Origin of the sequence: Luteimicrobium subarcticum (genome assembly GCF_002798015.1) — a bacterium.
Taxonomy (GTDB): Bacteria; Actinomycetota; Actinomycetes; order Actinomycetales; family Cellulomonadaceae; genus Luteimicrobium; species Luteimicrobium subarcticum.
This window is the reverse complement of record NZ_PGTZ01000009.1, coordinates 152440-176762: the sequence shown is the minus strand read 5'-3', so window position 1 is coordinate 176762 and position 24323 is coordinate 152440. Positions and strand designations below refer to the sequence as shown.

Here is a 24323-nt window from a genome sequence, read left to right as displayed (position 1 = left end):
CCCGGGCTACCTCTGGAGCTCCATCACGGTCTGCCCGATGCGGATCTGCGATCCTGGGCGGACCTCTACGGGCGCGACGAGCCGGTTGCCGTCGAGATAGGTGCCGTTCGTGGACCCGAGGTCCTCGACGAACCAGCTGCCGTGCTGCGGGAAGACACGCGCGTGGCGCGCGGACGAGTAGTCGTCGTCCAGTACGAGGGTGCAGCTCGGTGCGCGTCCGAGGAGCACGCCCGAGCCGCTGAGCGGCAGCGACGTCCCCCGGAGCGAGCCCTCGACCACGACCAGGCGCGTCGTGCTGACGCGGGGCTGGTGGCGTGCGGCGGTGCGCGAGTCCGTCGTGCCCGGCAGGACGGGCGTGCGGGGCAGGTTGCCCACGGTCTGTGCCGCGGCGGGCGTCGGCGCCGAGACCGGCGCGGACTGCACACCCTGGGCGGGCGTCCCGGTCGGGGTGGCGTGGTGGTACTGCGGCACCTGCACGGGACCGGACGAGGGTCGCAGCTCCGCGCGGGGCTGCTGCGGTGCCGGCTCAGGGGTCGGTGCGGGCTCGGCCAGGTCGCGCCGCAGCACACGGATCGCCGACAGGACCAGGAGCCACAGGACGACGAGGTACCCGAGGCGGAGCAGCGTGAAGGTCAGCTCGCTCATCGCGCGCGGATCACCCGTCCTCAGGACCGGTGCCGGTCCAGAACATGATGCGCGTGCGGCCGATGGTGAGGCTGTTGCCGTCGAGGAGCGTCGCGGCGGGCACCTGGTGGCCCTCGACGAACAGCCCGTTCGTCGAGCCGAGGTCGGAGGCGACGACGCCGTCCCGCGTCACCCTGATCTCGAGGTGGCGGCGCGAGACGCCCGGGTCGTCGACCACGATGTCGGCCTCCGAGCCGCGACCGATGACCGTGACCGGGCCCGTCAGCAGGTAGCGCTGGCCGTCGATGTCGATGAGGGGGTGCCGCTGGTTCGACGCCTGGACGGCCGGTGTGCCGCCCGACACCGGGGGAGGGGGCGGCTGGTTGCCGCGCACGCTCGCCGAGTGGACCACGTAGTGGCTCGACGGCTGCGACTCGTCCCGCTCGAACGTGACGCTCACGGGACCCACGAACGCGTAGTGCTGGTCGGCGGCGTGGCTCGTGACGGTCATCGCGAGCTCCTCCGCCAGGGTCTCCGCGCCCCAGTCCTCGATGCGCGCGAAGTCGTCGGGCGCGAGGCGGATCGTGAACTCGTTCGGGGCGACCGTGCGGTCGCGGCCCACGACGGCCGCCCGCTCGTCCACCTCGCGGCGCAGCGCGCTCGCCAGGTCGACCGGCTTGATCTCGCCGCCGCCGAACTTCGAGAACGCGCTGTTGAAAGCGCGCTCGACGGACTTCTCGAAGCGGTCCAGTACGCCCACGGCGCCTCCTCCTCGTCCAGTCCTGTGCTCTTCGACCCCTGCACGCAGCCCGTGGCGCCCGAGGTCCGGGCGGGCGGGACGGTGTCGCCGACCGCACTGCCCGGGGGTCACCCTTGCAGACCGGCGCGGCACGCGCCCCCCGATCGTATCGATCCGCCGGGCGTCATCCTTTCCTGTTCGGGCGTTTCGTGGGTCCGAGATGCGGGGACGCTGTGGAGATCGGGCCCCCGGCGGGGCTGTGGACGGGTCTTGGTCGGCGCCGACCGGGCCGGTTCGGAGGTCAGGCCCGCACCGTGCTAGAGTCCAACGGCGCGCGCGAGTGGCGAAATGGCAGACGCGCTGGCTTCAGGTGCCAGTGCCCGCAAGGGCGTGGGGGTTCAAGTCCCCCCTCGCGCACACAGGGGATGTTTCCTACTGGGAGGCAGTCCCGTTTACGAAACCCTCGGCCGGTTGATCCGGCCGAGGGTTTCGTCGTGTCCGGGCGCCTCCTAGGGCGTGTCTCCCAACTCTGAGGTGAGGCCGGCGGCAAACTCGCGGCCGTGAGTCGTTTCCGGGTTTTGACCGACGAGCAGTGGGAGCGGATTGAGCCTCTGCTGCCGTCGAATGCGGGCAAGGTGGGTCGCCCGTTCGGTGACCACCGCACCATCGTCGAGGGCATCGCCTACCGGTATCGGACTGGGATCCCGTGGCGGGACCTTCCCCGCGAGGCGTTCGGTCCGTGGCAGACGGTGTGGAAGCGGCACAAGAAGTTCGCCGACGACGGCACCTGGGACCGCGTTCTGGCCCAGTTGATGGCCGAGGCCGATGCCGCAGGTGAGATCGACTGGACCGTGTCGGTGGACTCGACCATCAACCGCGCCCACCAACACGCGACGAACACGACGCGCCCGGAGAAGGACACAGGGGGCGACGTCGAATCACAAGAATCACGGTGATGAAGCCGTCCACAGAGAGCCTGCGGGCCATGGGGTCGGCCGTTCTCGTGGCGGGCTGACCAGCAAGATCCATCACGCTGTCGATGGCCGTGGCCGACCTCTGGCCGTCGTCGTCACGCCAGGGCAGAGCCATGACGGGCGGGCGCTGCAGCTACTGCTCGGCGAGATTCGAGTCCCGAGGATGGGTCCTGGCCGCCCGCGGACACACCGGACAGGATCATCGGAGACAAGGCGTACTCGTCCAGGGCCACTCGCGCGCTACTGCGGCGCCGCGGGATCAGGACGGTAATCGCCGAACCTTCCGACCAACAGGCCAACCGCACACGTCGCGGCTCTGCGGGCGGGCGACCGCCGAAGTTCGACGCCGAGACCTACAAGCGGCGCAACATCGTCGAGCGGTCCTTCAGTCTGCTCAAGCAGTGGCGCGGCCTGGCGACCCGCTACGACAAGCACGCCATCGTCTACCGCGCAGGTGCGGTGCTGGCCGCCATCATCGCCTGGCTGCGGACAGGCACTCACCCACCTGCGATCCGTCGCCAGACCTGACGGGCTTCGTCTCTTGAGACCCCCATACGCAGGCCGAACTCCCATTCCTCGATCGCATCGGGACCGTCCAGGACTTCGTTCAGCGCGTTGAGGACCGCCCTCCGATCATCTGCACTCAGGACGTACTGGTCGCTCGCGAGCCACTCGTCCGTCGGACCGTCCCAGCCGTCAGGAGGGACCCGGTAGCGCCCCTTCTCGATGCACGTCGCGCACGCCCAAGCATCCTCAAGAGTCAGGCCTAGCCAACGAGAGCGGGCCGTCGACTCCGCAGAGAGCGGCCCATAGCACCAGTCGCAGTAGTCCTGTGCGTCAGAGGTCGCCATTTCGGCAACCTACAGGCACCAACGCCTCGGCTGGGAGACACGGCCTAGTGCGTCGGAGCGCAGGCGGGCTCGTCCGGGTGGCTGTGCGCTGGGCGCTGTGAAAGCCCTGTCGGCTCGGTTGCGACCGAGCTGGATGCGTGCGGGGGAGCGGCGACGTCGTTGTGGTCGGGTGGTGCTGCTACTGGGTTGTCGCCGGGGTGCTGGAGCTGGGGGGTGGGGCGTGGCTGCGTCGTCCGCGGGTTCTGGTGTAGCGGCGTAGGGGTCCGTCGTAGGCGGGTTCGTCGAGTTCGCCCGCCCAGGGTTCGGGCAGTCCGCGGCCGAGGTACCAGTGGTGCAGGTGGTGGGCGTTGTTGCCGGCGAGGGTCAGGGCGAGGAGCAGGGCGGTGGCGGTGCGGCCGAGCATGCGGAAGAAGCCGCGGTTGACGTTGAGGTCTTGGTAGCGGATCTGGGCGTTGGCGCCTTCGATGCGGGTGCGCCGGTTGTAGGAGGCGGCCCACGCGTTGGACTGCCACGCCTGGGGCTGGCGGTCGCGTTCGTTCAGGGTGTCGGGGACGGAGACGGTCTTGCCGCAACCACAGTCGCTGCCCGGGACGCAGGTGGTCGTCGGGACCTCGGGTCCGAGGCGCATCGACGCCGGCCAGTTGGGGCAGCGGACGTGTCCGGCGAGGCAGGGGCCTTTGAACCGGCGGGCGTGGCGTCCCGGAACCGGCTTGGAGTGGGCGACGAAGGCGTACGGTGCCCGGGCGTCGAAGACGTCGCGGATGCGGGCCTTCTGTTCGCCGGTCATCGCGATCGCTGGTGGCTCGAGGTTGCGCAGGGCGTCGGGGAGCGCGGTGGAGTAGAGGGTGCCGTCACACCAGATGGTGCCAGGCCTGGGGCCGGCTTGGGACTGCCGCACGGGGTAAGGCGCCTGGGGTGCTGCGGCATCGTCGCAGGTCAGAGAGGTAGCGTGCTTTGTCGCATCGTGCGGTAAGGCACGAGGCCACCCCTGGGAAGACGCCAAGGTGTGTCTGGTATGCGTAGTGCGCGTGTTTCGGCGAAGCCCTCTCTGACGTCTCAGGGGCGGCCTTGGGCGCCTTCGCCTCTCGCCTGCACCTCGACGACGTCGAGAGTGAGCGCGTGATGCGCCGTGCGATGGCCACCTGCCAACTGGCGCGCGGAGCTTCGCGATTCCGAGGGCGCGCATGTGCGCACCGTGGGGTCTCTCACCACGTGCGCCAGAGCATGCGGCTAGATTCGGGCCCATGCCGGAGACCGGAGACGTCGAGGAACTGCTCGCGCTGGGGCACGAGTCACGCTCCTTCGAGGTGAAGGGCCCGGGATCGTTGGCGGACAGAGCCTACTGTGCGCGCATCGCGCGGGCTGTCATGGCCCTCGGCAACCTGCGTGGCGGCAGGGGGCGAGGTCGACGCGGGGGCGGACGGTCGTGAGGGTGATCGCGATCCAGGCGAGTGCGACCAGGAGGGTCGTTGCGCGGTGGGATGCCAGTGCGTCGCGGATGTCGCGGTAGGTCAGTCGCGGGGGTCGCGTCGTCGTCGAGCTCATGGGCGTCTCCCGGCGGGCAGCGGTGCCGGTGTGCGGGGGCGCTGAGTCGAGTATGCCAGGGTGTGTGGTTCACGTCGATCACCCGGCCTCGGGGGGCGTGAGGGCGGCGGCGGGGATGGTGTAGACGGGGCCGACCTTCTCGGCGGGCAGCGCGCCGGTCTTGATGCGCTGCAGGACGGCCTGGCGGGTGATGCCCAGGATCTCGGCGGCCTCGCTGACGGTGACGCTCTTGGTGCTCGGGCCGAAGTTGCGGGCGTCGAATTCGGTGGTGGGCAGGACCTCGAGTGCGAGCACGGGCAGGGAGGTGCGGGCGGCGAGGCCGAACGCGATGACGAAGGCCTGCTCGAGGTTGTTGGCGGGGAAGGTGATGAAGACCTGGACGTGCTGGCGCTCGTCGCGGCCGGTGGCGGGGCTGTAGCCGGTCAGGGTCTCGAGGATGTCGTCGTCGATGTTGCCGGCAGGGTCGCGGGTGTCGAAGGTGATCGTCGCGTTGTGGTCGGTGGTCATGAGTGCCTTCTTCTTGGTCGGTGGGTGGTGTTCGGGAGCGGGAGGCTGGTGGCCTCCCGCTCCCCCGCGGTCAGGCCCTAGGGGGCCAGCGGAAGCCGCGGCGCTTGAGAGGTGCGAGCGAGTTGAGCCACGATCGCCGGTCGCTCGGGGTTCCGGAGAAGGTCGTGACCTTCTCGCGGTCGGTGGTCCTGGTGTAGACCTCGGGGTGACCCTTCTTGTTGATCTCGACGTCGCAGCCGGCGTCCTGGATCGCGTCGAGGATCTTCCGACAGGTCCTTGTGCATCATCATCTCCGTGGTTGCTGACTGACAAGTGAAAATCTACACCAAACTTGTCACTTGACAACCAGAAGCGATGGGTGACCGTCTTCGCGCGTTCGTCCAGGAGAACGACGAGCGCCGCACGAGCCAGCGCCCCGAAATCAGCCACCGGCTCTAGACCTCGACCCGACCCGCTCCTGGACCGTCGCCTACGTCACCCGCACCCGCGAGGTCTATGCCTTCCGCAACGGCACCCCTGACGAGGGCCCGACGACCGCGGCGATGCGCGAGGGTGCCACCACCGGACCCTGCTTCCTGCTCGGCCACATCCCGACCTACCGGCTCGTCGAGGTCGCCATCGACAACCGCGTGCTGCACCTCGCCGAACGCCCCGGCGGCATCGCCTGGGTCCTCGGCCGCGTCCGCCTCGTCGAGGCGCTCCTGCGCGCCGCCGGCAACCTGAGTCCTGACGGCCTGTCCCTGATCAACAACGACCCCCGCATGGAGGCCTGACCGTGCCGCACCCCGTCGACATCCTCGACTCAGCGCTCGCCGCGCAGCCGGCCACGATCCACGACCTGCTCGACGCCCTGGCACCCTCCGCGCTCGGCCCGACGCACTTCACCGGCAACGACACCGCGGCCGCCGACAGCGCCGCCTCGATCAAGACACAGATCCTCGCCTCCCACAGCGACGCAGCGACGGAGCTGCCCGGCACCAGCCGCGGCTGGCACATCCGCTGGTCCCAGCACGCGTGGATGATCCACGGCCACCTCTACCTCGGTGGCGCAGTTGGAGGCCTCGTCGACGAGACCTCGCCCGTCGTCGCCGTGAACCGGCTCCGGGGCGACATCCTCTACGGACCCGACATCGCGCACCTCGCGAGCTGGATCGTCGCCAACACCCTCCTCTACCGGACCCTGACCGACGACCCCCGATGAGTCGGATCTACTGCACCGCGATGCCTCCGTGGGCAGTGATACCTCCCGCGATGGGCAGCTTGAACCACCACTCGAGCCCGGACGGCTCGGTCCACGTGGCCTGGCTCTGGGAGATGCCCGCGAGCGTCGTCGACGCGCACTGACCCAGGCTCGGCGCGCTGCTCTCGGTAGTAGGGGTGATCGTCGCGTAGGAGGACGGCGCCATGTCGATGTGCGTGAGGCCGTACGTCACCGGCTCTCCCGCAGCGAGAGAGCACACTCGGATCTGAGCGGACGCCGACCATACGGTGGCATCGGCGACGTCCGCCGTGGTGGTCGTCGATCCGAGAATGAGGCCCCACGAGTTGTCGATGCTCGCGACGGTGACCGCCTTGCCGGACCGATCGACCGCGGAGCCGGCCACGACTTGTCCGGCGCGGTGCCCGCCGAAGTGATCGACCTCAATGGTGCTGCTGACGGCGTGGCCCACCGCGTTGGTGACGAGCACCCGGAAGTACTCGATGCCGTTGCTCTTGGTGTCGGTGGCCGTCAGCGTGGCATCCGCGCGGTCGTCGGTGCCCGGCCACAGGTCGGTCCACACCTTCAGGTCGAGGCTGCGCTGCCACCGGTACGAGAGAGCTCCGCCGGTCGCGACGACCCGCTGGTGGGTCGCGGAGTAGACGGCGACCTGGCTGGCGGGCTGGGTGGTGATCTTCGGGACCGACAACACGGTCAGGCTCAGCGTCGGCAACGTCCGGCTCCCGGCCTTGTTCGTGACAACGGCGCGGTACTGGTACCCAGAGCGCGTACTCGTAGCGACGAACGAATACGTTGAGCGGGTCGCTGCCGCAATCGCCTTGAAGGTCGACCCGGGTGCCTTCGCGTACCACCGGTAGGTCAGGTACCGGCCGGTCGCGACGGCCTGCGCCTTCATCGCGGTGCCTGCCTTCACCGCAGGATCCGTGTGGGCCTGCCCGACGAACTGGTCGTAGCCCTTGGGCGCGAGGGCGACGCCGAGCACCGCAGAACGAGACGTCGCATGCCCGTGGGCGTTCCGCACCACGACCCGGAAGACCCTGCGGTCCATGCCCGAGGTGGCCGTCATGGTCCGAGAGCTGCGCGTGGCGCCACGGATCGAGTGCCAGGTCGAAGACCCGGGAGAGCGCCACTGCCACTGGTAGTGCAGCGACGACCCGGTCGCCGCGACGCGGAACGTGGCTTGGGCACCGGACTTGACCACGACGCTGGTCGGCTGACCGGTGATGTGCGGGGTGGGCGTGCTCGCCTGAGCCGCGCCGCCGGCCAACAGCGTCGACGCGAGGCCGATCACTGCGGTGGTCGCAAGCCTGCGTAGGCCGATCTTGGTCACGAAACTCCAGTCCCTGGTGCCGAAAAGGTGGAGCGAAGATAACAGCAGGAACGACCCGATCACGCCTCTGAACAGGAACGACACCACCCGCTGCTACGCGCGTGCCCCCGCAGCCTTGGCGGCTCGCCGCTCGGTTCGGCACCGCTGACACCGCCGCCGTCCCGACACCACCGCCGTGTTCTCCGGCGTGTACGCGTGACCGGCAGGGCAGTGCGTCTTCGCCCGGTTCAGCTCCGCGCCGCCCGGCACGTTCGCGCACGGATCCCCATGCCGCTGCAGGCGGCGATAGTGCGGCCGGCAGTACCCGCGCACGTGAGTAGCCCGCTCGCACCCGTCGACCCGGCACGTCGTCGACGCCTCCCGGGACCGACCAGCAAAGTGCGCTCGCACCGTCGCCTGCTGGTCCACAGACAGATCCCACGCCCGGCCCCCGCGCACCCAGCCCAGGCGGCGGCACAACCCACCCACAGCACTGCGGGACACGTCGAGCTCGGCAGCGAGAGCGGCAAGGTTAGTCACACGACGAGGCTACCCACCGCAACCACGGTGGGAGCCGGGCGAGCTCGATCCTGGTGCTGCCCTCAGCTGGCGTGGCGCGCGAGGTACTCGCTCGCAGCCTCACGCAGCACCTCGGAAACCGAGCGACCCTGCGCAGCCGCGAGCGCCCGCACCTGGGTGTCGAGGTCCTTCGGAGCGCGCAGCTTCCACATCGGCGACGGGCCGGGGCTCGTGTCGAGCGACGGGCGGCCCGCCGTGCGCTCGACCGCGGTGATCTCGTCGGGTGTCTCCGCGACGTCCGCGAGCAGGTCGCGAGCGTACGCGCGTGCCGCGTCGCCGCGAAGGGCCTTGCTGCTGGGCCGGGCGGGCCGCTGGTCGGTTTCGATCTGCGCGGCCCATGCCTCGTAGTCCGGGCCGTGCCCGGTGGTCTCGTTGGTCATCACTCCTCCTCTTGGATCATCCACATGAACTTGCGCCGGAGCGGCATCGCGTGGAACACGACGAGGTCGCGGGGTGCCCGACGGTGTGCCATCACCTCCAGCAACTCGCCGCCGAGTCGTCGCGGACCGATGAACAGGTCGGCGCGCTCGCCGGTGCCTTCTCGGGACTCGTCGAACTCGGGCTCGACGTGGACCGGGTTCTGCATGGCGTACAGCGTCTCGTCACGGGTGATGCCGTGCTTGCTTGCGCTGTTGGTCCACCTGATTGCCATAACAGTATCGTACTACAGAAAGCGCTGTTTGTGTAGTACAAAATTGGCGGAGACTGGAGACGACGCCGTATCGGATCCCCCGCCGTCAATCCTCACCGGGGTGTCTCGACGAGGGTGACAAGCACCCACGCGAGTGTCGGCAGAGCAGGCAGCATGACCTGAACCCACGCACGGGCGATCGAGATCGCCCCTCCCGCACCCCTACGTCGGCACCCGCACGAGCAGCCTGATCGCGTCATGACATTCCTTCCGTCGAGAACCTGATGTCTCAGGAAGGTGTCACTCGAGCCACCGCAGTGACCTCGCCGCGAAGCGAGAATCCTCAGCCAGGCGATCCCGGAATCGGGAACGTGAGCTGCGCGTGCCGGGCCTCCCCCTCCTCCGTCCAGGACAGCCGGACTTCGACGTCGCCGCGACGAACCGGGATCAGGCTCCAGGTGCGTTCAGACCGCGGCCCAAGGTCGAATGCAGAGTCCGGACCGTCGAAGAGGCACTGTGCGCCATTGAGGCCCATGAGGTCGATGTGGACGTTCTCGGCCGTCACGTCGCCGTCGTTGAGTGGATCTGATTCGCCCTGATCCGATACTTGTCCCTGCCGCGCCGGTCGGTGCCGGTCCGCTCGCGGCGATGCTCGTGCCACGCACGCAGCACCGCCCCGGCGGCCGCCGGGACGACCCTCTCGCTCGACGTCGCCCCCCACCCTTGCTCAGCGACGTCGTGCTCGATCGCGGCGCGCACCTGCGAGGCGAGATCCTCCGGGCCGCTGTACCGCCCGAGCAGCCCGCGCGGCTCCAGTGAGCTCCTGAACGCCTGCAGTGCCTTGAACTGGTCGACATGAACCCGTCGCGCTCGATCGGCTCGTCCGAGAAGTACACGTGGACAGGCGTGCCTGCGGCGACGGCACGCTCGATCTCCTCGGCGGTACCGGACACCGCGGCAGCGGTGGGCGTGCCAAGACGGGTGTCGAAGAAAGCCACCACCACGTCCGCGCGGTCGACCGCCTGCCGGTTTGTCAACGACGCGTGAAAACTGACCCCTGAGCGACGGCTGAAAATGGACCCCTTCGGCCACGCTGGGGAGGGTGATGACCGTGGAGGACTGGGCGGAGATCCGTCGGCTGAGCCGGGTCGAGGGGATGGCGATCAAGGCGATCGCGCGTCGGCTGGGTGTCTCAAGGAACGCGGTGCGGCGCGCGTTGGCCAGGGAGGGACTGCTGCACGTATAGGTGACACCCAGCGTCTGGTGCCGTGGGGCGCTGATCGATCAGCTTCGTCACCGTCACCGTCCCCGTCTACGTCTCGTGGCGAACGGGGTGGGTGCCTGGAGGGGCCGTCAGGGTGTGCCTGGAGTCCGGCGAAAGGTCGTGCAGCTGCAGGTCACACGGATTCGGAAACCACCCACACAGAAGAGAAGGCCTCCCCCCGGGGAGGCCTTCTCGCTTTGTCGGGACCCCGACCGGTCCATCCGGCCGGGGTCCCGTCGTCTGTGGCTGAGGCGCCGACGCGGGTCCGACCCGGTTCGTGACGCGGCTTCGTGACGCGGCGCACCACAGCCCCGTCGTCCCGCGGATCTTCGCGCGGCGAACCACGACGAGAGTGCGGCTCGGGCCGATCGGTCCCCAGGGGTGCGCTCGGCGTCCCGAGGCGTGGGTGCTCCGCGTCACGAAGGACGCGTCGCCGGGCGGTCCCTCGTCGCGGCTAGGTCACTCGTTGCGGCGGCGACGGCTGATGCCGAGCAGCAGCGCGCCCACGACCAGGAGGAGGATCCCGGCCACGACGGGCCACCGGAGGTCGGCGCCCGTCACTGCGAGGTTCCCGCCCTCCGACGTGGGCACTGTCGTGGGCGCAGCGGTCGGCGTGGGCGCAGCCGTGGTGGCGGTGGGTGTGGGCGCCGCGGTCGATGACGTGGGCGTGGGCGTGGGCGTGGGCGTCGGCGTGGGACGTGGGGTCGGTGTGGGAGTCGGGGTGGGCGTCGGCACCACGACCGGCGTCACGGTTCCGCACGCGTCGTCGGACGCGCAGCTCCCTGCCGACCCCGGCGTCACGGCGTTGGCGAGCGAGCCGTCGCCGTCGTCGGGGTCGCTGACGACGACGGAGTACGTGACCGTCGCGGAGTCGCCGACGTCGAGCGGTCCTTCCCAGTGGAGCGTGGGCTCGGTGTAGGTCGTGGTGCCGGTCGACGCGTCGGCGGTGCCGTCGAACGTCGCGTCGTCGACGACGCCGCTGAGGTCGTCGTCGAACGACGCGGGGTCGTCGTCCGTGAAGGGGGCCGTGCCGGTGCTGGTCACGGTCACGGTGTAGGTGACGGTGTCTCCCGGTGCCACCTGCCCGGCGGGGTCGGCGACCTTCGAGACCGTGAACTCACGGATCGGGGTGCGTGTGACGCACGACGCCGTGTCCGCGGGCACGCAGCGCGCCTCGGGCGGCCCGGAGGCGCCGTTCACGAGGACGTCGTCGCCGGCGGGCGGGTCGTCCACGACCACCGAGTAGGTGATGGTCACGGAGTCGCCCACGGCCAGCGGTCCGGTCCACGTGAGCGTCGGTGCGGTGTAGGCGACGGCACCTGCGGAGGCGGTGGCGTCGTCGGAGTACGTCGCGTCGTCGACCACGCCGGACAGGTCGTCGGTCACCACGGCCGGGTGGTCGTCGGTGTAGTCGACCTCGCCGGTGTTCTCGACCGTGAGCGTGTAGGTCACGGTGTCGCCCGGAGCGGCGTCCTCGACGTCCGCGGACTTCGAGATCTCGAGGGCACGCGCCGGGATCGTGACCCGGCAGCCGTCCTCGAGGCCGGTGACGCAGCTCGACTCCGGCGGACCGGTGACGGTGTTCACGGCCGTGCCGTCGCCGTCGTCGGGGTCGTCGACGACGACGGCGTACGTGACGGTCGCGCTGTCGCCGACGCCGAGCGCGCCCTCCCAGTGGAGCGTGGGCTCGCTGTAGGTCACGGTGCCGGTCGACGCGTCGGCCGTGCCGTCGAAGGTCGCGTCGTCGAGGACGTCGGTGAGGTCGTCGTCGAACGACGCGGGGTCGTCGTCCGTGTAGGCGAACTGGCCCGTGTTGGTGACGGTGACGGTGTAGTCGACGGTGCCGCCCGGGACGAGAGCGTCCGTGGGAGTCGCCGTCTTGACGATCGAGAGCTCACGGACAGGGGTCGTGGTGGTGCAGCCGTCCTCGTCTCCGTCCGTGCAGCTCGACTCGTCGGGTCCGGTCACCGCGTTCGTCAGCTCGTGGTCGCCGTCGTCCGGGTCGTCGACGACGACGGCGTACGTGATCGTCGCGGTGTCACCGACGGCCAGCGGGCCGGACCACGTCAGGTCGGGGAGCGCACTGGTGTCGACGGTGCCGGCGTCGGCCGTGGGGGTGCCGTCGAGCGACGCGTCGTCGAGCACGCCGGTGAGGTCGTCCGTGAACGTGGCCGGGGCGTCGTCCGTGTAGTCGACACCACCGGTGTTCTCCACGGTCACCGTGTAGGTGACCGTCCCGCCGGGGACGACGGAGGTCGCGTCGGCGGTCTTCGTGATCGCGAGGCCCGGGGTGGGGGTGTCGTCGGTGAACTCGACGTCCGCGTCCGCGGGCGGCTGCAGGCCGATCAGGTCGGTGATGTTGTCGGGGCCGTTGGTGTAGGCGTCGGCGGTGGCCGACGTCACGTCGACGCTGAACGTGCACGACGTGAACCCCGCGGCGAGCCCGGGGCCCCCGACCGTGAGCGTGCTCGACCCCGGCGTCGGACCCCAGAAGAAGAGGCCGCAGTCGTCGACGGCGTTCGCGGGGTCGGCCACGACGAGGCCGTCGGGGAGCGTGTCGGTGAACGAGTAGGCCGGCTTGGCGCCGAGGTCCGACGTGTTGGTGATCGTGAACGTGAGGGTCGACGTGGTGCCGACCGGCGTCACGGTCGGGGAGAACGACTTGTCGAGCTGGGGCGTGACCTCCTGGATCGCGATGTCGTCGATCGCGAAGTCGTTGCCCTGGCTCGCCCCGACCCCGTTGCGGATGCGCAGCGAGTACGTCTCGCCCGGCGTCAGGTCCGTGAGGTCGGCCGAGGTGAACGTCACGAGTGACACCGAGAGGTCCTCGCCCGCGGGGGTGGTGACCGTGGTCGGGTCGGTCGCCGCGCACGGCGAGACGGTCGTGGCGAAGCCCGTGTTGGGGACCGTCACCTCGTTGCCCTGGCTGTCGACGAGCGAGATCGCGAGCTCGGCCTGCGACGCGCCGCAGTTCACTGCGGCCGCGTTCGCCGTCACCTGGAACACCCCGCCGGCCGCGGGCACGGTGAACAGCGGGTCCGACTCGAGGACGACGAGGCCGCCTGTCGGCGTCGTCGCGTCGGCCGTGTAGCTCGTCAGGGCGGCGTTCGTGCTGGGGTCGGCCTGTCCCTCGAGCTGTCCGAGGCCGAGCGCCATGCCCTGCATGTGGTCGAAGCTCTCGACCGGGGTCTCGACCTCGGGGCTGGCCTCCGAGCAGTCGTCGTCCCCCTTCGTGCTCGTCGCGTCGATCACGAACCCGTTGCACTCCGGACGGTCCGCCCAGAACGGGTCGGCGGTGTAGCTCGAGTCGTCGCCGACGTAGTCGGTGATCAGCGTGTTCGTGCCGTCCCCGGCTGCCTCGAAGTCCTCGCTGAACAGCTGGGTCGGGTCCTGCGGGACACCGGGCGTCCCCGGGGCCGCGACGGCGACCTGCGGGGCGGTGGCGGTCTCGAGCACGGTCGCGGTGACGACGCCCGCGAGAGCGGTCACGGCGGCGGTGGCCGCCGCGACGGCACGCCGCCCGAACGACCTGCTTCGTGCGCCGATCGACCTCGCCATGCGATCCACCTGCCTCGCTCCGTCGCCTCTGCGTGCCACACACCCTTCCACGTCGTCGGAAGACCGCATGTCGAGCCGTTCGTGGTCCTCGCGGACCAACGGGCGAACAGTACGAAAACATCGCGTGACCTGCGGTGCGATCAGCGCACCGGGAGGGTGGACCCGGACATACTGCCCAGGTGCACGACGAGACCAGTGAGATGGCCCGACGCGTCGTCCCCGGGCGGAACGGCAGCCTCGCGGGCGTCGTCGCCGACCTCGCGCGACCGGTCGCCGTGGTCGGGTCGGCGCTCCCTGTCGGTGACCTCGAGGTGGTGTTCCGCGACCCGGGTGTGTCGTCCGTCGTCGTCCGGGACGACGCCGGCAGCCCGCGCGTCGGCGTGGTGACGCGCGCCCGCCTCACCAGTGCGCTGACGGGTCGCCTCGGGTACGGGCGGGCGGTCCTGGACCGCAAGCCCACGGCGTCCGTCGCCGACTGGGCACCCCTCCTGGTGTCGCCGTCCACGCCGGTGTCGGAGGTCGCGACCCGGGCGATGGCGCGCCCCGACGAGCAGCGCTACGACGACGTCCTCGTCGCGGGCGAGTCGTGGGCCTGCGCGGCGACCGCGGACGTCATGCGGGCGCTCGTCGCCGCGCTGGCGCAACGGTCCACGCGCGACCCCCTGACGGGCATGGCGACGCGGGCGGCGGTCTGGCACGGGCTGACGCACCGGTGCTCGATGGCGCGGGGGAGCGGCGGGAGCCGTGTCGTCGTCGTGCTGCTGGACGTCCGCGGCATGACCGATATCAACGCTCGGTACGGCGGCGCGGCGGGCGACGCGGTCCTCGTGGGCATCGCCGACCGGATCCGTGCGGCGCTCCCGCGCGGCTGCGAGGCGGGTCGCGTGGACGGCGACCGGTTCGCCGTCCTGGGGACCCTGCCCGCGATGGACGACGCCCGGGCGGCAGCGTCCGCGGAGGGGTTCCGCGGGCACCTGATCTCCCAGCTGCTGACGCCGCCGGACGGGGTCGAGCCGAGCTGGTGGCCGACGGTGCACACGTCCGTGGTGTGGTCGTTGGCCGGCGGAGCGGACCCCGACGAGCTGGTGCGGGAGGGCGAACGCCGACTGGTCGCGGCGGCGCACGCCGCACGCGGCCTGGCCCGCGCGTCCTGACCATCCTGCTGCGGCGCCGCACGGTGCCTACGGTGGACGGATGACGGCACAACGCACCACCCCCGCCCGGATCGAGTCGCTCGGCCCGGACGAGATCTTCGTGTTCGGTTCGAACGACGCGGGCTCGCACGGCGCGGGCGCGGCCCGGACCGCCTACGAGCGGTTCGGCGCGGTCTGGGGGCAGGGCCACGGGCTCCAGGGGCGGTCGTACGCGGTCGACACGATGTCGGGTCGCGAGGTCATGGCTCGGGACGTGGAGGCGCTCGTCGCGACGGCTGACGAGAACCCGCACCTCACGTTCCTCGTGACGCCGATCGGCACGGGGATCGCGGGGTGGTCCGCCCACGACGTGGCGCCCCTGTTCGTCGACGCACCGGAGAACGTCGTCCTGCCCGCGGCGTTCCTCGCGGTGCTCGACGCGCTGCCGCACGGCCTGTCCGACGGCCCGAACGGGATCGACGGCGGCGGCCCGGCGGGAGCCTAGGGTGGTTCCGTGACGACGACGCCCGCGCCCGCACCGCAGACCCCGCCCACGGCCGAGCCCGTCCCGCTCGACCGGCTCGTCGACCCGGGCTGGGCGCGAGAGCTCGCGCCCGTCGAGCCGACGATCCGGCGGATGGGCGACTTCCTGCGCACGGAGAACGCGGCCGGGCGCGGGTACCAGCCCGCGGGCGGTGACGTCCTGCGCGCGTTCTCATATCCTTTCGAGGCGGTGCGCGTGCTGATTGTCGGCCAGGACCCGTACCCGAACCCCGGGCACCCGATGGGCCTGTCGTTCTCGGTCCAGCCGCACGTGCGGCCGTTCCCCGCGAGCCTGCGGAACATCTTCACCGAGCTGCGCGACGACGTCGGCGCCTCGGAGCCCACCACGGGCGACCTCACGCCCTGGTGCGAGCAGGGCGTCATGCTGCTGAACCGGGTCCTCACGGTGGCGCCCGGGACGCCCGGGTCGCACCGCGGCCAGGGCTGGGAGGACGTCACCGACTGTGCGATCGACGCGCTGGTGCGCCGCGGCGGCCCGCTCGTCGCGGTCCTGTGGGGCAAGGACGCCCAGTCCCTGCGGCCGCGGCTCGGGGACGTCCCCGTCGTCGCGACCGTCCACCCGTCACCCCTGTCGGCCTACCGCGGGTTCTTCGGCTCGAAGCCGTTCACGAAGGTGAACCAGCTGCTGGTCGCGCAGGGCGGCGACCCCGTCGACTGGAGGCTCCCGTGAGCGAACGGTTCTTCTACGCGCTGGGCGAGCCCGCGCCGGACGCGGCGACCGCGAACGCGCGGTTCGGGGCGCTTCTGACGCTCCTCGGCAGCCAGGTCGCGGACGCCGAGGTGGACCTCGCGCCCGACGCCGGCGCCCCGGACGGTGTGCGCACCGCCCTCGCGACGGTCCGGGCCACGCGGCGCCTCCCGTGGGGGCGGCAGGTCCGGGTGCGGCCGCCGTCCGGTGGCGCCTGGGACGCGATGGCGGCCGTCGCCGGCTGGACCGGCGTGGTCCTGTACGACGCCGAGCGCGTCATGATCGGCGCGGTGCACGACCGGGAGGTCTCCGGGCGGCTCACGTCGGCGGAGGCCGAGGTGCTGGGCGCGCGGTTGGGCGTCGAGCCCGCACAGATCACGTCCCCGCCGACGGGCATGGCCGCGCTGCTGACCATGCGCCCCCGCGGGGCGCAGCGGTAGGTCGCGGTGCTCTCTCGCGTCGGTCGCGTCCGTCCGTCCGGCACCCGGTGGCGGTTCGACGGCCAGATCGCCGGGTGGGGGACCGTCGAGGGGACGCGCTGCGTCGTCGGCTGGTGGGACGCGTCGCCACTCGGTGCGTTCGCGGACGTCATGGTCGAGCGCCCCGACGGTCACCGGGTGCTGCTCGCGCCGAGCGACGCCGTGGCCGCGTTCGTCGCGTCGACGTACACGTTCGACGAGGTGCGGGTGGTGCCGGTCCGTGTCGTGTCGGCCGCGACGGGCCCCGGCGAGCATGCCGACCCTGGCGAGCATGCCGACCGATCCGGTGCGCGTTGGCGGGTCGACGCCGGACCGCTGTCAGCCGAGCTCGAGGTCGGCCGACGGAGCGCGGCGGGCTGGACGGTGCGCTGCGTGCCGTCGCGCCTGAGCCAGTCGGCGCGGTTCACCGTCGTCACGGACGCCGTCGCCCGGCTCGTGCTGCGCGGCGTCCGGACGCGCGGGTCGGCGGGCAGCGGCCGCGTCGAGTGCTACGGCGCGTCGGACGTGCACGCGCTGGTCACGGCGCGGACGTCCTGGGAGGGCGTCGGCCTGGGCGCCGTCGCACCCGTGGACCCGCCGGTGCGGTTCGGCTTCGGCTCGGCGCCGCGGTCACCGGCGGTGACCCGGCTCGTGACGACCGTCGTCGAGACCGCGTCGGGAGACCGACCCGGTCAGTAGACCATCCCCATGGCCGCGCGGACCTCGCTGAGCGTCTGCTCGGCGACCTCGTTGGCGCGTGCGTTGCCGGCCGCGAGGACGTCGTGCACGAACGACGGGTCGGCGGCGAGCTCGGCGCGCCGGGCGCGATGCGCCGCGAAGCGGTCGTTGACGGCCTCGGTGACGAGCGCCTTGAGCGCGCCGCCGCCGCCGTCGCCGATCTCGGCCGCGATGTCCTCGGGCGTCCGGCCCGAGCACAGCGCCGCGGACGTGAGCAGCGCCGACACCCCGGGCCGGTTCGCGGGGTCGAACGTGATGTTCCGGTCTGCGTCCGTGGGGGCCTTGCGGATGAGCTTCGCGGTCTCGTCGGCCGTCATGCCGAGCGCGATCGCGTTGCCGTACGACTTCGACATCTTGCGGCCGTCGAGGCCCGGGATCTCCGGGCTGTCCGACAGGAGCGCCTGCGGCTCCGGGAACACCGGGCTCTCCGGGGCGTAGCGCTCGTTGAAGCGCCGCGCGACGACGCGCGTCTGCTCGATGTGGGGGAGCTGGTCCTTGCCGACCGGCACGAGGTTGCCCTTGCAGAACAGGATGTCGGCGGCCTGGTGCACCGGGTAGGTGAGGAGCAGGCCGGACAGCGCGCGTCCGGACGCGGCGAGCTCCGACTTCACGGTCGGGTTGCGGCGCAGCTCCGCCTCGGTGACGAGCGAGAGGAACGGCAGCAGCAGCTGGTTGAGCGCGGGGACGGCCGAGTGCGTGAAGATCACCGACTTCTCGGGGTCGATCCCTGCCGCGACGTAGTCGAGGACGAGCCCGCGCACGTTCTCCTGGATGTTCGCCGTCGTGTCACGGTCGGTGATGACCTGGTAGTCGGCGACCAGCACCCAGGTCTCGACGCCCTGGTCCTGCAGCTCGGCGCGCGACGCGATCGTCCCGAAGTAGTGACCGAGGTGCAGGGCGCCCGTCGGACGGTCGCCCGTGAGCACCCGGTAGCGCTCCGGGTGGGCGTCCAGGTCGGAGCGCAGCGCCTGCGTCCGGCGCCACGACTCCGCGAACGTGTCGGAGGTCGTGGTGGGCTCGGACGAGGATTCGGTAGGCACGCGTCGAGACTAGCGCGGCGGGGCTCAGCGCTGGCTCGCGAGGTACGCCCGGACCGTCGCCTCGACGGCCTCGTCCCACGGGGTGGGAGCGAGCCCGAGCTCCGCCTCGCTCTTCGACGAGTCCATGACCTGCGGCTCGGCGAACAGGTACCGCATCTCCACGATGCCGCGGACGTCCTTGACGGCCAGCCCCAGCGTCCGGAGCAGCCACAGGGGGACGGGGGAGACGCGCGGCGCGTCGTGGCCGGCGGCGCGGGCGTAGGCGGTGACGAGCTCGCGCGGGGTGACGGGTGCGCTGGTCGGGGCGAGCAGGACGCGGTCGCTCTCCGTCGGCAGGGCGGCGGCCGCGATCATGGCGGCCGCGAGGTCGGGCAGGTACGTCCAGCTGTGCGGCTGGTCGACCGGGGTGAACGTCCGGGTGGTGCGGCCCGCCGTGGCGGTCTTGAGCATGCGGTCGCCGGCGTGCGCGTTCCCGCCGGCGCCGGGGCCGAAGTAGTCGGACGCGACGACGCTGACGGTGGGCGCCTCGGCTGCGGCGCGCGCAGCCAGCAGCGCGGCGCGGACGCCCGGCTTGCCGCCGGTCGCGTCGTGCGGGGTGTCCTCGGTGACGACGCGCGTGGTGTCGAACGCGTAGAGGCTCTCGGGGAAGACGACGGTGGCGCCGGCGCTCGCCGCGACGGCCAGGATGCGCTGCTCGGCCGCGGGGAGCTCGCGCGCCCAGACGTCGGCGTCGTAGCGCGAGGCGTGGATGCAGTGGTGGACGACGTCGGCGTCGCGGGTGGCGTCGGCGAGAGCGGGCAGGTCGTTGACGTCGACGCGGCGGCGTTCGACGAGCGGGTGGTCGGGCCCGGAGCCGGACCGCGTCAGGACGCGGACGGGGGTGCCCTGCTCGGCGTAGGTGCGGGCGAGGCTCGAGCCGATGGGCCCGGCGCCGGTGATGACGATGCTCATGATGGTTCCCCTTCGAAGTGTGAGCGGTGCTCTCGGAATGAGCATGGCGCACCTCGACAGCGAAAGCAAGAGCAGTGCTCACATTTGTGTCTGGTGCACGCACGAGAGACGATCGGACCGTGCCCACGCCCCGACAGGTCGCCCGCGAACACACCCAGCGCGAGATCCTCCGCATCGGCCGCGAACAGCTCGCCGAGGTCGGACCCGCCCAGCTCTCCCTGCGCGCCGTCGCCCGCGAGCTCGGGGTCGTGTCGTCCGCCGTCTACCGGTACGTCGCCAGCCGCGACGAGCTCCTCACCCTGCTCATCGTCGACGCCTACGACGAGCTCGGCGACGCCGTCGAGGACGCCCTCGCCGCCGCGCCCGCCGACGACCCCCGCGGACGCGTCCTCGTCAGCGCCCGCGCCGTCCGCGAGTGGGCCGTCCGCGAGAAGGCCCGCTACGCCCTCCTGTACGGCACGCCCGTGCCCGGGTACGCCGCGCCCGCCGAACGGACCACGCCGCCCGGGCTGCGCGTCGTCCGCGTGCTCGTCCAGATCATGGAGGACGCCTGGGCCGCCGGACGCGTGCGGGTCCCGGACGTGGCGCCGCTGTCGTCCGTCGTCGAGGGCGACCTCGAACGGGTGCGCGGAGAGTTCGGGCTCGAGATGTCCCCCGCGGCGCTCGCGGGCGGCATGACGCTCTGGGCGGGGATGTACGGGGTCGTGTCGTTCGACGTGTTCGACCAGTGGGGGCCCGACACGCTCACCGACCGGGGTGCGTTCTTCGACGTCCTCGTCGAGCGGCTCGCCGACGCCGCGGGGATCATCTGACGCGCGCCCGGGACGCGGCAGTCGCGGCAACGCAACAGCGCCCGGCTCCGAGGAGCCGGGCGCTGCCTTGAGACACCCGAGGGGTGACGGTCCGCCGACATGTGGCGGACGGTGACCGTCGTTCGCGGTGGACGACTCCGCGAGCCCACGGGCCCGGTGGTGGCGTGGATTGCGCCAGCCCGTCCCTGACGGACAGCGCGAGCTAGCGCGCCATCACCTCATGCGTCCGAAGAGTCTTCACTGGTCGGATCACCTCCTTTCCCATGTGCCGACGACGCTACGCCCGGCATCCGACCCTGCCAACGGGTTTTCGCTCGCGGCCGACAGCGAGGGCAGGAGCGGCGGCAGGATGGGCCCATGAGCGACCGCACCCCGTACCGCGTCATGACCGTCTGCACCGGGAACATCTGCCGGTCCCCGATGGCGGAGCTCGTGCTGCGTGACCGGTTCGAGGCGGCCGGGCTGGGCGACCAGGTCGTCGTCGACTCGACCGGGATCAGCGGCGAGGAGCAGGGCAACCCCATGGACCGCCGCGCCCGGGCCGTCCTCGAGGCGCACGGGTACGACCTGCGGGAGCTCGCCGGCCCCGCCGGGGCGCACCGCGCACGACGCGTCCGCCCGGCAGACCTCGACCAGCGCGACCTCGTCCTGCCGATGACCGAGCAGCACGCGCGGGCGCTGCGGCGCCTCGCCCCGGACGCGCCCGTCCGCATGTACCGGACGTTCGACCCGGCGGCGCCGGCGGTCGACGACGACGGCGCCGAGGCGTATCGGCTGGACATCGACGACCCCTGGTACGGAGATCGGGAGGACTTCGAGGCGTGCCTCGGACAGGTCGAGGCTGCCGCGGACGGCGTGGTGGCGTTCGTCCGGTCCGAGCTCGAGCGCTGAGCCCGATGAGTTCCAAGGATGTGTATGGGGCAACCAATTCGCTTGGGGCTATTGACCTGTTTTGGAACGCATGGGAGCGTTCTCATGTCGTGCTCCAAGGGGGGGGCACATCGCACTGAAAGGGGAAGCAGTGAAGCTTCTCAAGTTCGGGCTCGCGTCGGCCGCCGTTGCGGGCATCCTGGTCGCAAGCTGCAGCGGCGCGACAGCGTCGATCGGGCTCCGTTCCTACACAGGTGACAACTACTCCGTCGACTGGAAGATCTCCGGGGACTACGGCGTCACAGCGTGTGACGAAGAGTCGGACGCTCACGGTGTCCACGCCGACTACCTCACGACATCGAGCGGCTCCACGCAGCAGGTAAGGGACGGCAACGGAGCCAACAACGCGTGCGAGGCGTCTGGAGACTATTCGAGCCACGTGTACAAGCACCGCGCCGTCGAAGAGTGGCCCGTCACGACCGACCAGTTCGGCCCATGGAAGTACCCGTCGTGATCGACGCAGTCGATGTGTTCGTGGGTCTGGGCAGCGTCACGCTGCTCAGGCCCACGAGCCTGCGGGTGGAGGACGGCGAGGCCGTCGCGGTGGTCGGCCCGTCCGGCTCGGGGAAGACGACGCTGCTGCGTTGCCTCATGGGGATGACCACTCCGACTTCGGGCCGTGTGAGGATCGATGGGACGACCGTCTCGTCCCTCTCGGTGGCAGACAGGGCCCGCTTCCGTCGCGAGCACCTCGGCGTGGTGTTCCAGGACCCCGAGCTGCTGGACGAGCTCACTGCGGCTGAGAACGTCGCCCTTCCCCTGCTCTTCTCAGGACGGGCACGCCGCGACGCATTGGCGCACTCCGACGTGTACCTCGACCGGGTCGGGACGTCGCACCTACGAGGCCTTCGCCCGGCGACGTACTCACGAGGAGAGGCGCAGCGGGTCGCGATCGCACGAGCTCTCGCGATCCAAGGTCGGACCCTTGTCGCCGACGAGCCGACGGCGTCGCTGGACCGTGACAACGCCGTCGCGATCGCCCGTCTCCTCATCGACCACGGGCGGCGCGAGAACACCGCGACCGTGATCGCAACCCACGACATCGAGCTGGCGGGAATGTGCGATCGCGTGCTTGACCTTCGGCATGCCGACGCGGCCGTCGCATGACAGCGGTCGCCACCGCCTTTCGTCTCGGGGTCCGACTCGCGCTCGTGCGAGAGGCGGCGCATCGCTGGAGGCAGGTCAGCCTCGTCGTCGCCGGACTGCTGACGACTCTTGCACTGACCTTCGCCTGGTCCTTCGTGCATGCCGCGGTCCAGGCAGAGCATCGTGAGCTCGCGCGGTCGGTCGTCGTCGCCGAGGACTCCGCTCAGACGGACCTTCAGATGGTTCAACGCGCCGAGTTCTGGGACAAACGACAGATTCCCGTCGTCTGGCTCTATGCCTCCGGGCCGGACGCGCCAGTCCCTCCCGGTCTCGACCGGCTTCCGGACCCTGGCACGTTCGTCGTCTCGCCGGCGGTCCTACGCTCGGGTGCGGCCGCGGGACTCGGCATGACGCTCTCGGATGCCGGGTCCGGGGCGGGTGGGACCATCGGCGACGAAGGTCTCCGAGCCCGGTCGGAGCAACTGGTCTATGCGGCACCTGACGCCTCGCACACGCTGGCGTCGGGCGGCTCGCTCGTAGACGTCGCGTCCTTCGGTGTCCCGAGCTCCGACGCGGGCCTCAGCCCTGCGAACGATTCTGCGATGCCGTCGTCCACCGTGGCCGCTTACTCGATGGTCTGGCTCGTCGTCATCCCCGCGCTGATGTTCCTGCTGTCCTGTTCTGTCGCGCTCTCCGGCCTGCGCGATCGGCGGTCGCAGTCGCTGCACGCCATCGGGCTGAGTCCGGCGCAGGTGCGGGGTGTGGGAGCCGTCGAGGCCGGCAGCCTTGTCGCGGTCGGATCGGTTGTCGGAGGCGCACTCTGGTGGATCGGCGGCGGTCGGACGACCACCATCCCGCTGACCGGGATCGTCGTGGTCGACCGGGCGTTGGCGGTCCCGTGGACGGTCGCACTCTCGGTGGCCCTGCTCGCGGTCGCCATGGGGACGGTGCTCGGGGCGTCCACGATCCGTGTCGCGGGGCCACGCGCGGCGAAGGCTCGCCGGCGGGTGTCGGCGTGGGGAGTCCTGCCGCTCCTCGTCAGCGTAGTCGGGATGGTCGCCGGCAAGGTGATGGGACGACAAGGAGTACCTGTACTGCTCGGGTGTCTCCTCGTCATGACGGTGTCGCTGCCGCTGGCGCTGCCGTGGTTGGTCGCACGATTGGGCGCCGCGGTGTCACGCGGGGGGTCGAGCGCTGGTTGGCTCGCAGGGCGACGTCTCGTGCATGCACCCGTGGCGCTGGCGCGCCCAGCTGTGGCCGTCGCAGTCCTCGTCTTCACCCTCGGGAGCGCGACGGGTCTCTACGTGCTCATGGTGGCGCCGCAGGACGAGCTCGGGCCACCGGTGTACAGCTTCGACTGGCGGGATCCGCGGCCTGGCGACCTCGCTATGCTGAACGACCGGCTGGCAGAGATCGACGGAACCGCGGCCCAGATCGTCGACCATGGCGGCAGCCAGGTGGCGTGGTTCGCCACGTGTGACGACGCGGCCCGCGCGGCCGGTCTCTCGGCGTGCACGGACGCCGGCGGAAAGGACGCAGCGCTCGAACGCGCTGGCGAGCTTCTGGGGGTCCAAGCGCGGATCGGGAAGGCCCCCGCGCAGGACGCGGCGTCGTCGTACGTGGTCGACACCATCGTCGTCACTCGTAGCGACCGGACCGTCGAGGACGTGACCAAGGTGGTGAACTTCCTCCCGGCGGCCAACCTGAGCCGGCTGGGACCGGAGCCGATCGCGCCGCCGCTGACGGCGAACTGGCTCGGTGGAGGCGCGATCGTCGCAGCGACGTTCCTGCTTCTCTGCGCGCTCCACAGCTTCGGAAACAGGTCGCTCGCAGTCGTCGGGGAAGACTTCCGGCTCCTCGGCGTCGGAGTGGAGCTGCGCCAGGTTCTCGCCGTCCAACGCGCCGCGCTGCTCGTGCCTCTGGTGGTTGCTGTCCCGGCCGCGGGAGCCGGAGCGCTCCTGTTCACCTGGGCGTCGAGCGACGTCGACCTGGCAGCGTCGGCGACAGGCCAGATCCTGGTGGAGGCCGTGGTTGTGACGGTGGTGTCGGTCCTCTTTGCGCTGCTCGTGGGCGTGGAGCAGAAGCGCCGTCTCGTCGCCGGCGCTCGAGCGCTCGCCTGAGGG

The 24323-nt window shown here is 71.2% G+C and carries 24 protein-coding genes, 1 tRNA gene and 2 pseudogenes; 16 read left to right on the top strand and 11 right to left on the bottom strand.

The window, feature by feature from the left end; all coding sequences use genetic code 11:
* Positions 1 to 6: 6 nt before the first annotated feature.
* Both CLV34_RS11460 and CLV34_RS11455 read right to left on the bottom strand, forming a co-directional pair.
* Complete coding sequence (locus tag CLV34_RS11460) at positions 7 to 645, bottom strand: FHA domain-containing protein FhaB/FipA (protein WP_100350446.1); 639 nt, start codon at positions 643 to 645, stop codon at positions 7 to 9.
* Positions 646 to 655: 10 nt separating this feature from the next.
* Positions 656 to 1384: an FHA domain-containing protein gene (locus CLV34_RS11455; protein ID WP_100350445.1), complete on the bottom strand. Its 729-nt coding sequence runs from the start codon at positions 1382 to 1384 to the stop codon at positions 656 to 658.
* 313 nt (positions 1385 to 1697) lie between these two features.
* Here CLV34_RS11455 and CLV34_RS11450 point away from each other — a divergent pair.
* Both CLV34_RS11450 and CLV34_RS11445 read left to right on the top strand, forming a co-directional pair.
* Positions 1698 to 1780 (top strand) — tRNA-Leu (locus tag CLV34_RS11450).
* Positions 1781 to 1923: 143 nt separating this feature from the next.
* A pseudogene (locus tag CLV34_RS11445) lies at positions 1924 to 2865 on the top strand (IS5 family transposase).
* 501 nt (positions 2866 to 3366) lie between these two features.
* On the opposite strand, the gene CLV34_RS11435 reads toward CLV34_RS11445, so the two are convergent.
* Both CLV34_RS11435 and CLV34_RS11430 read right to left on the bottom strand, forming a co-directional pair.
* Positions 3367 to 4086 (bottom strand): hypothetical protein, encoded by a 720-nt coding sequence (locus tag CLV34_RS11435; RefSeq protein ID WP_211289427.1) that lies wholly within the window; start codon positions 4084 to 4086, stop codon positions 3367 to 3369.
* Positions 4087 to 4811: 725 nt separating this feature from the next.
* Positions 4812 to 5240 (bottom strand): helix-turn-helix domain-containing protein, encoded by a 429-nt coding sequence (locus CLV34_RS11430; RefSeq protein WP_100350442.1) that lies wholly within the window; start codon positions 5238 to 5240, stop codon positions 4812 to 4814.
* Between the two features lie 542 nt (positions 5241 to 5782).
* On the opposite strand from CLV34_RS11430, the gene CLV34_RS11425 reads away from it, so the two are divergent.
* A complete protein-coding gene (locus CLV34_RS11425; RefSeq protein WP_100350441.1) occupies positions 5783 to 6013 on the top strand; it encodes a hypothetical protein in 231 nt (76 codons plus the stop codon).
* Positions 6014 to 6015: 2 nt separating this feature from the next.
* Positions 6016 to 6441, top strand: a complete 426-nt coding sequence (locus CLV34_RS11420) for a hypothetical protein (RefSeq protein WP_100350440.1) — start codon at positions 6016 to 6018, stop codon at positions 6439 to 6441.
* A 7-nt stretch (positions 6442 to 6448) separates the two neighbouring features.
* On the opposite strand, the gene CLV34_RS11415 is transcribed toward CLV34_RS11420, so the two are convergent.
* From CLV34_RS11415 to CLV34_RS11400, 4 genes are all read right to left on the bottom strand, one after another.
* The gene (locus CLV34_RS11415; RefSeq protein ID WP_157803820.1) at positions 6449 to 7873 is read right to left on the bottom strand and encodes a hypothetical protein; all 1425 of its coding nucleotides are present in this window, start codon (positions 7871 to 7873) and stop codon (positions 6449 to 6451) included.
* A gap of 497 nt (positions 7874 to 8370) precedes the next feature.
* Positions 8371 to 8727 carry a ribbon-helix-helix protein, CopG family gene (locus CLV34_RS11410; protein ID WP_100350438.1) on the bottom strand — a complete coding sequence of 119 codons (357 nt, stop codon included), beginning with the start codon at positions 8725 to 8727 and terminating at the stop codon, positions 8371 to 8373.
* Positions 8727 to 8999, bottom strand: a complete 273-nt coding sequence (locus tag CLV34_RS11405; protein ID WP_100350437.1) for a hypothetical protein — start codon at positions 8997 to 8999, stop codon at positions 8727 to 8729. The genes CLV34_RS11410 and CLV34_RS11405 overlap by 1 nt, the downstream gene beginning before the upstream one ends.
* 322 nt (positions 9000 to 9321) lie before the next feature.
* A complete protein-coding gene (locus tag CLV34_RS11400) occupies positions 9322 to 9543 on the bottom strand; it encodes a hypothetical protein (protein WP_100350436.1) in 222 nt (73 codons plus the stop codon).
* A gap of 290 nt (positions 9544 to 9833) precedes the next feature.
* On the opposite strand from CLV34_RS11400, the gene CLV34_RS16420 reads away from it, so the two are divergent.
* Positions 9834 to 10025 (top strand): hypothetical protein, encoded by a 192-nt coding sequence (locus CLV34_RS16420; RefSeq protein ID WP_157803819.1) that lies wholly within the window; start codon positions 9834 to 9836, stop codon positions 10023 to 10025.
* Between the two features lie 55 nt (positions 10026 to 10080).
* A pseudogene (locus CLV34_RS11390) lies at positions 10081 to 10206 on the top strand (sigma factor-like helix-turn-helix DNA-binding protein); the annotation flags it as partial.
* Between the two features lie 495 nt (positions 10207 to 10701).
* On the opposite strand, the gene CLV34_RS11385 reads toward CLV34_RS11390, so the two are convergent.
* Positions 10702 to 13800: a DUF7927 domain-containing protein gene (locus CLV34_RS11385; protein ID WP_100350434.1), complete on the bottom strand. Its 3099-nt coding sequence runs from the start codon at positions 13798 to 13800 to the stop codon at positions 10702 to 10704.
* A gap of 179 nt (positions 13801 to 13979) precedes the next feature.
* Between CLV34_RS11385 and CLV34_RS11380 the strand changes: the two genes are divergently transcribed.
* Genes CLV34_RS11380 through CLV34_RS11360 form a run of 5 tightly spaced genes read left to right on the top strand, consistent with a single transcriptional unit; the run spans position 13980 to position 17342 of the window.
* Positions 13980 to 14954: a GGDEF domain-containing protein gene (locus tag CLV34_RS11380; protein WP_157803818.1), complete on the top strand. Its 975-nt coding sequence runs from the start codon at positions 13980 to 13982 to the stop codon at positions 14952 to 14954.
* 40 nt (positions 14955 to 14994) lie between these two features.
* A complete protein-coding gene (locus CLV34_RS11375) occupies positions 14995 to 15438 on the top strand; it encodes an A1S_2505 family phage non-structural protein (protein WP_100350432.1) in 444 nt (147 codons plus the stop codon).
* A gap of 9 nt (positions 15439 to 15447) precedes the next feature.
* Entirely contained in the window at positions 15448 to 16167 is a 720-nt protein-coding gene (locus tag CLV34_RS11370) for a uracil-DNA glycosylase (RefSeq protein WP_100350431.1), read from the top strand.
* Entirely contained in the window at positions 16164 to 16625 is a 462-nt protein-coding gene (locus CLV34_RS11365; RefSeq protein ID WP_100350430.1) for a hypothetical protein, read from the top strand. Before CLV34_RS11370 ends, CLV34_RS11365 begins: the two co-directional genes overlap by 4 nt.
* A gap of 6 nt (positions 16626 to 16631) precedes the next feature.
* A complete protein-coding gene (locus CLV34_RS11360) occupies positions 16632 to 17342 on the top strand; it encodes a hypothetical protein (protein WP_100350429.1) in 711 nt (236 codons plus the stop codon).
* On the opposite strand, the gene trpS is transcribed toward CLV34_RS11360, so the two are convergent.
* Positions 17336 to 18421, bottom strand: a complete 1086-nt coding sequence (gene trpS / locus CLV34_RS11355; RefSeq protein ID WP_100350428.1) for a tryptophan--tRNA ligase — start codon at positions 18419 to 18421, stop codon at positions 17336 to 17338. The genes CLV34_RS11360 and trpS overlap by 7 nt on opposite strands.
* Before the next feature lie 24 nt (positions 18422 to 18445).
* Positions 18446 to 19372, bottom strand: coding sequence for an NAD-dependent epimerase/dehydratase family protein (locus tag CLV34_RS11350; RefSeq protein WP_100350427.1), 927 nt, complete (start codon positions 19370 to 19372; stop codon positions 18446 to 18448).
* A 119-nt stretch (positions 19373 to 19491) separates the two neighbouring features.
* On the opposite strand from CLV34_RS11350, the gene CLV34_RS11345 reads away from it, so the two are divergent.
* The 5 genes from CLV34_RS11345 (at position 19492) to CLV34_RS11325 (ending at position 24320) form a co-directional block, all read left to right on the top strand.
* Positions 19492 to 20184: a TetR/AcrR family transcriptional regulator gene (locus tag CLV34_RS11345; RefSeq protein ID WP_100350426.1), complete on the top strand. Its 693-nt coding sequence runs from the start codon at positions 19492 to 19494 to the stop codon at positions 20182 to 20184.
* 357 nt (positions 20185 to 20541) lie between these two features.
* Positions 20542 to 21075, top strand: a complete 534-nt coding sequence (locus CLV34_RS11340) for a low molecular weight protein-tyrosine-phosphatase (protein ID WP_100350425.1) — start codon at positions 20542 to 20544, stop codon at positions 21073 to 21075.
* A 130-nt stretch (positions 21076 to 21205) separates the two neighbouring features.
* Positions 21206 to 21568 (top strand): hypothetical protein, encoded by a 363-nt coding sequence (locus tag CLV34_RS11335; protein WP_100350424.1) that lies wholly within the window; start codon positions 21206 to 21208, stop codon positions 21566 to 21568.
* The gene (locus CLV34_RS11330; RefSeq protein ID WP_157803817.1) at positions 21565 to 22221 is read left to right on the top strand and encodes an ABC transporter ATP-binding protein; all 657 of its coding nucleotides are present in this window, start codon (positions 21565 to 21567) and stop codon (positions 22219 to 22221) included. Before CLV34_RS11335 ends, CLV34_RS11330 begins: the two co-directional genes overlap by 4 nt.
* Positions 22218 to 24320 (top strand): hypothetical protein, encoded by a 2103-nt coding sequence (locus tag CLV34_RS11325; RefSeq protein ID WP_100350422.1) that lies wholly within the window; start codon positions 22218 to 22220, stop codon positions 24318 to 24320. The genes CLV34_RS11330 and CLV34_RS11325 overlap by 4 nt, the downstream gene beginning before the upstream one ends.
* Positions 24321 to 24323: the final 3 nt, after the last annotated feature.

Coding starts and splice junctions, on each gene's coding strand:
- CLV34_RS11460 (WP_100350446.1), bottom strand. CDS start 645: ATGAGCGAGCTGACCTTCACGCTGCTCCGCCTCGGGTACCTCGTCGTC.
- CLV34_RS11430 (WP_100350442.1), bottom strand. CDS start 5,240: ATGACCACCGACCACAACGCGACGATCACCTTCGACACCCGCGACCCT.
- CLV34_RS11425 (WP_100350441.1), top strand. CDS start 5,783: ATGCGCGAGGGTGCCACCACCGGACCCTGCTTCCTGCTCGGCCACATC.
- CLV34_RS11410 (WP_100350438.1), bottom strand. CDS start 8,727: ATGACCAACGAGACCACCGGGCACGGCCCGGACTACGAGGCATGGGCC.
- CLV34_RS11405 (WP_100350437.1), bottom strand. CDS start 8,999: ATGGCAATCAGGTGGACCAACAGCGCAAGCAAGCACGGCATCACCCGT.
- CLV34_RS16420 (WP_157803819.1), top strand. CDS start 9,834: ATGAACCCGTCGCGCTCGATCGGCTCGTCCGAGAAGTACACGTGGACA.
- CLV34_RS11385 (WP_100350434.1), bottom strand. CDS start 13,800: ATGGCGAGGTCGATCGGCGCACGAAGCAGGTCGTTCGGGCGGCGTGCC.
- CLV34_RS11375 (WP_100350432.1), top strand. CDS start 14,995: ATGACGGCACAACGCACCACCCCCGCCCGGATCGAGTCGCTCGGCCCG.
- CLV34_RS11350 (WP_100350427.1), bottom strand. CDS start 19,372: ATGAGCATCGTCATCACCGGCGCCGGGCCCATCGGCTCGAGCCTCGCC.
- CLV34_RS11340 (WP_100350425.1), top strand. CDS start 20,542: ATGAGCGACCGCACCCCGTACCGCGTCATGACCGTCTGCACCGGGAAC.
- CLV34_RS11325 (WP_100350422.1), top strand. CDS start 22,218: ATGACAGCGGTCGCCACCGCCTTTCGTCTCGGGGTCCGACTCGCGCTC.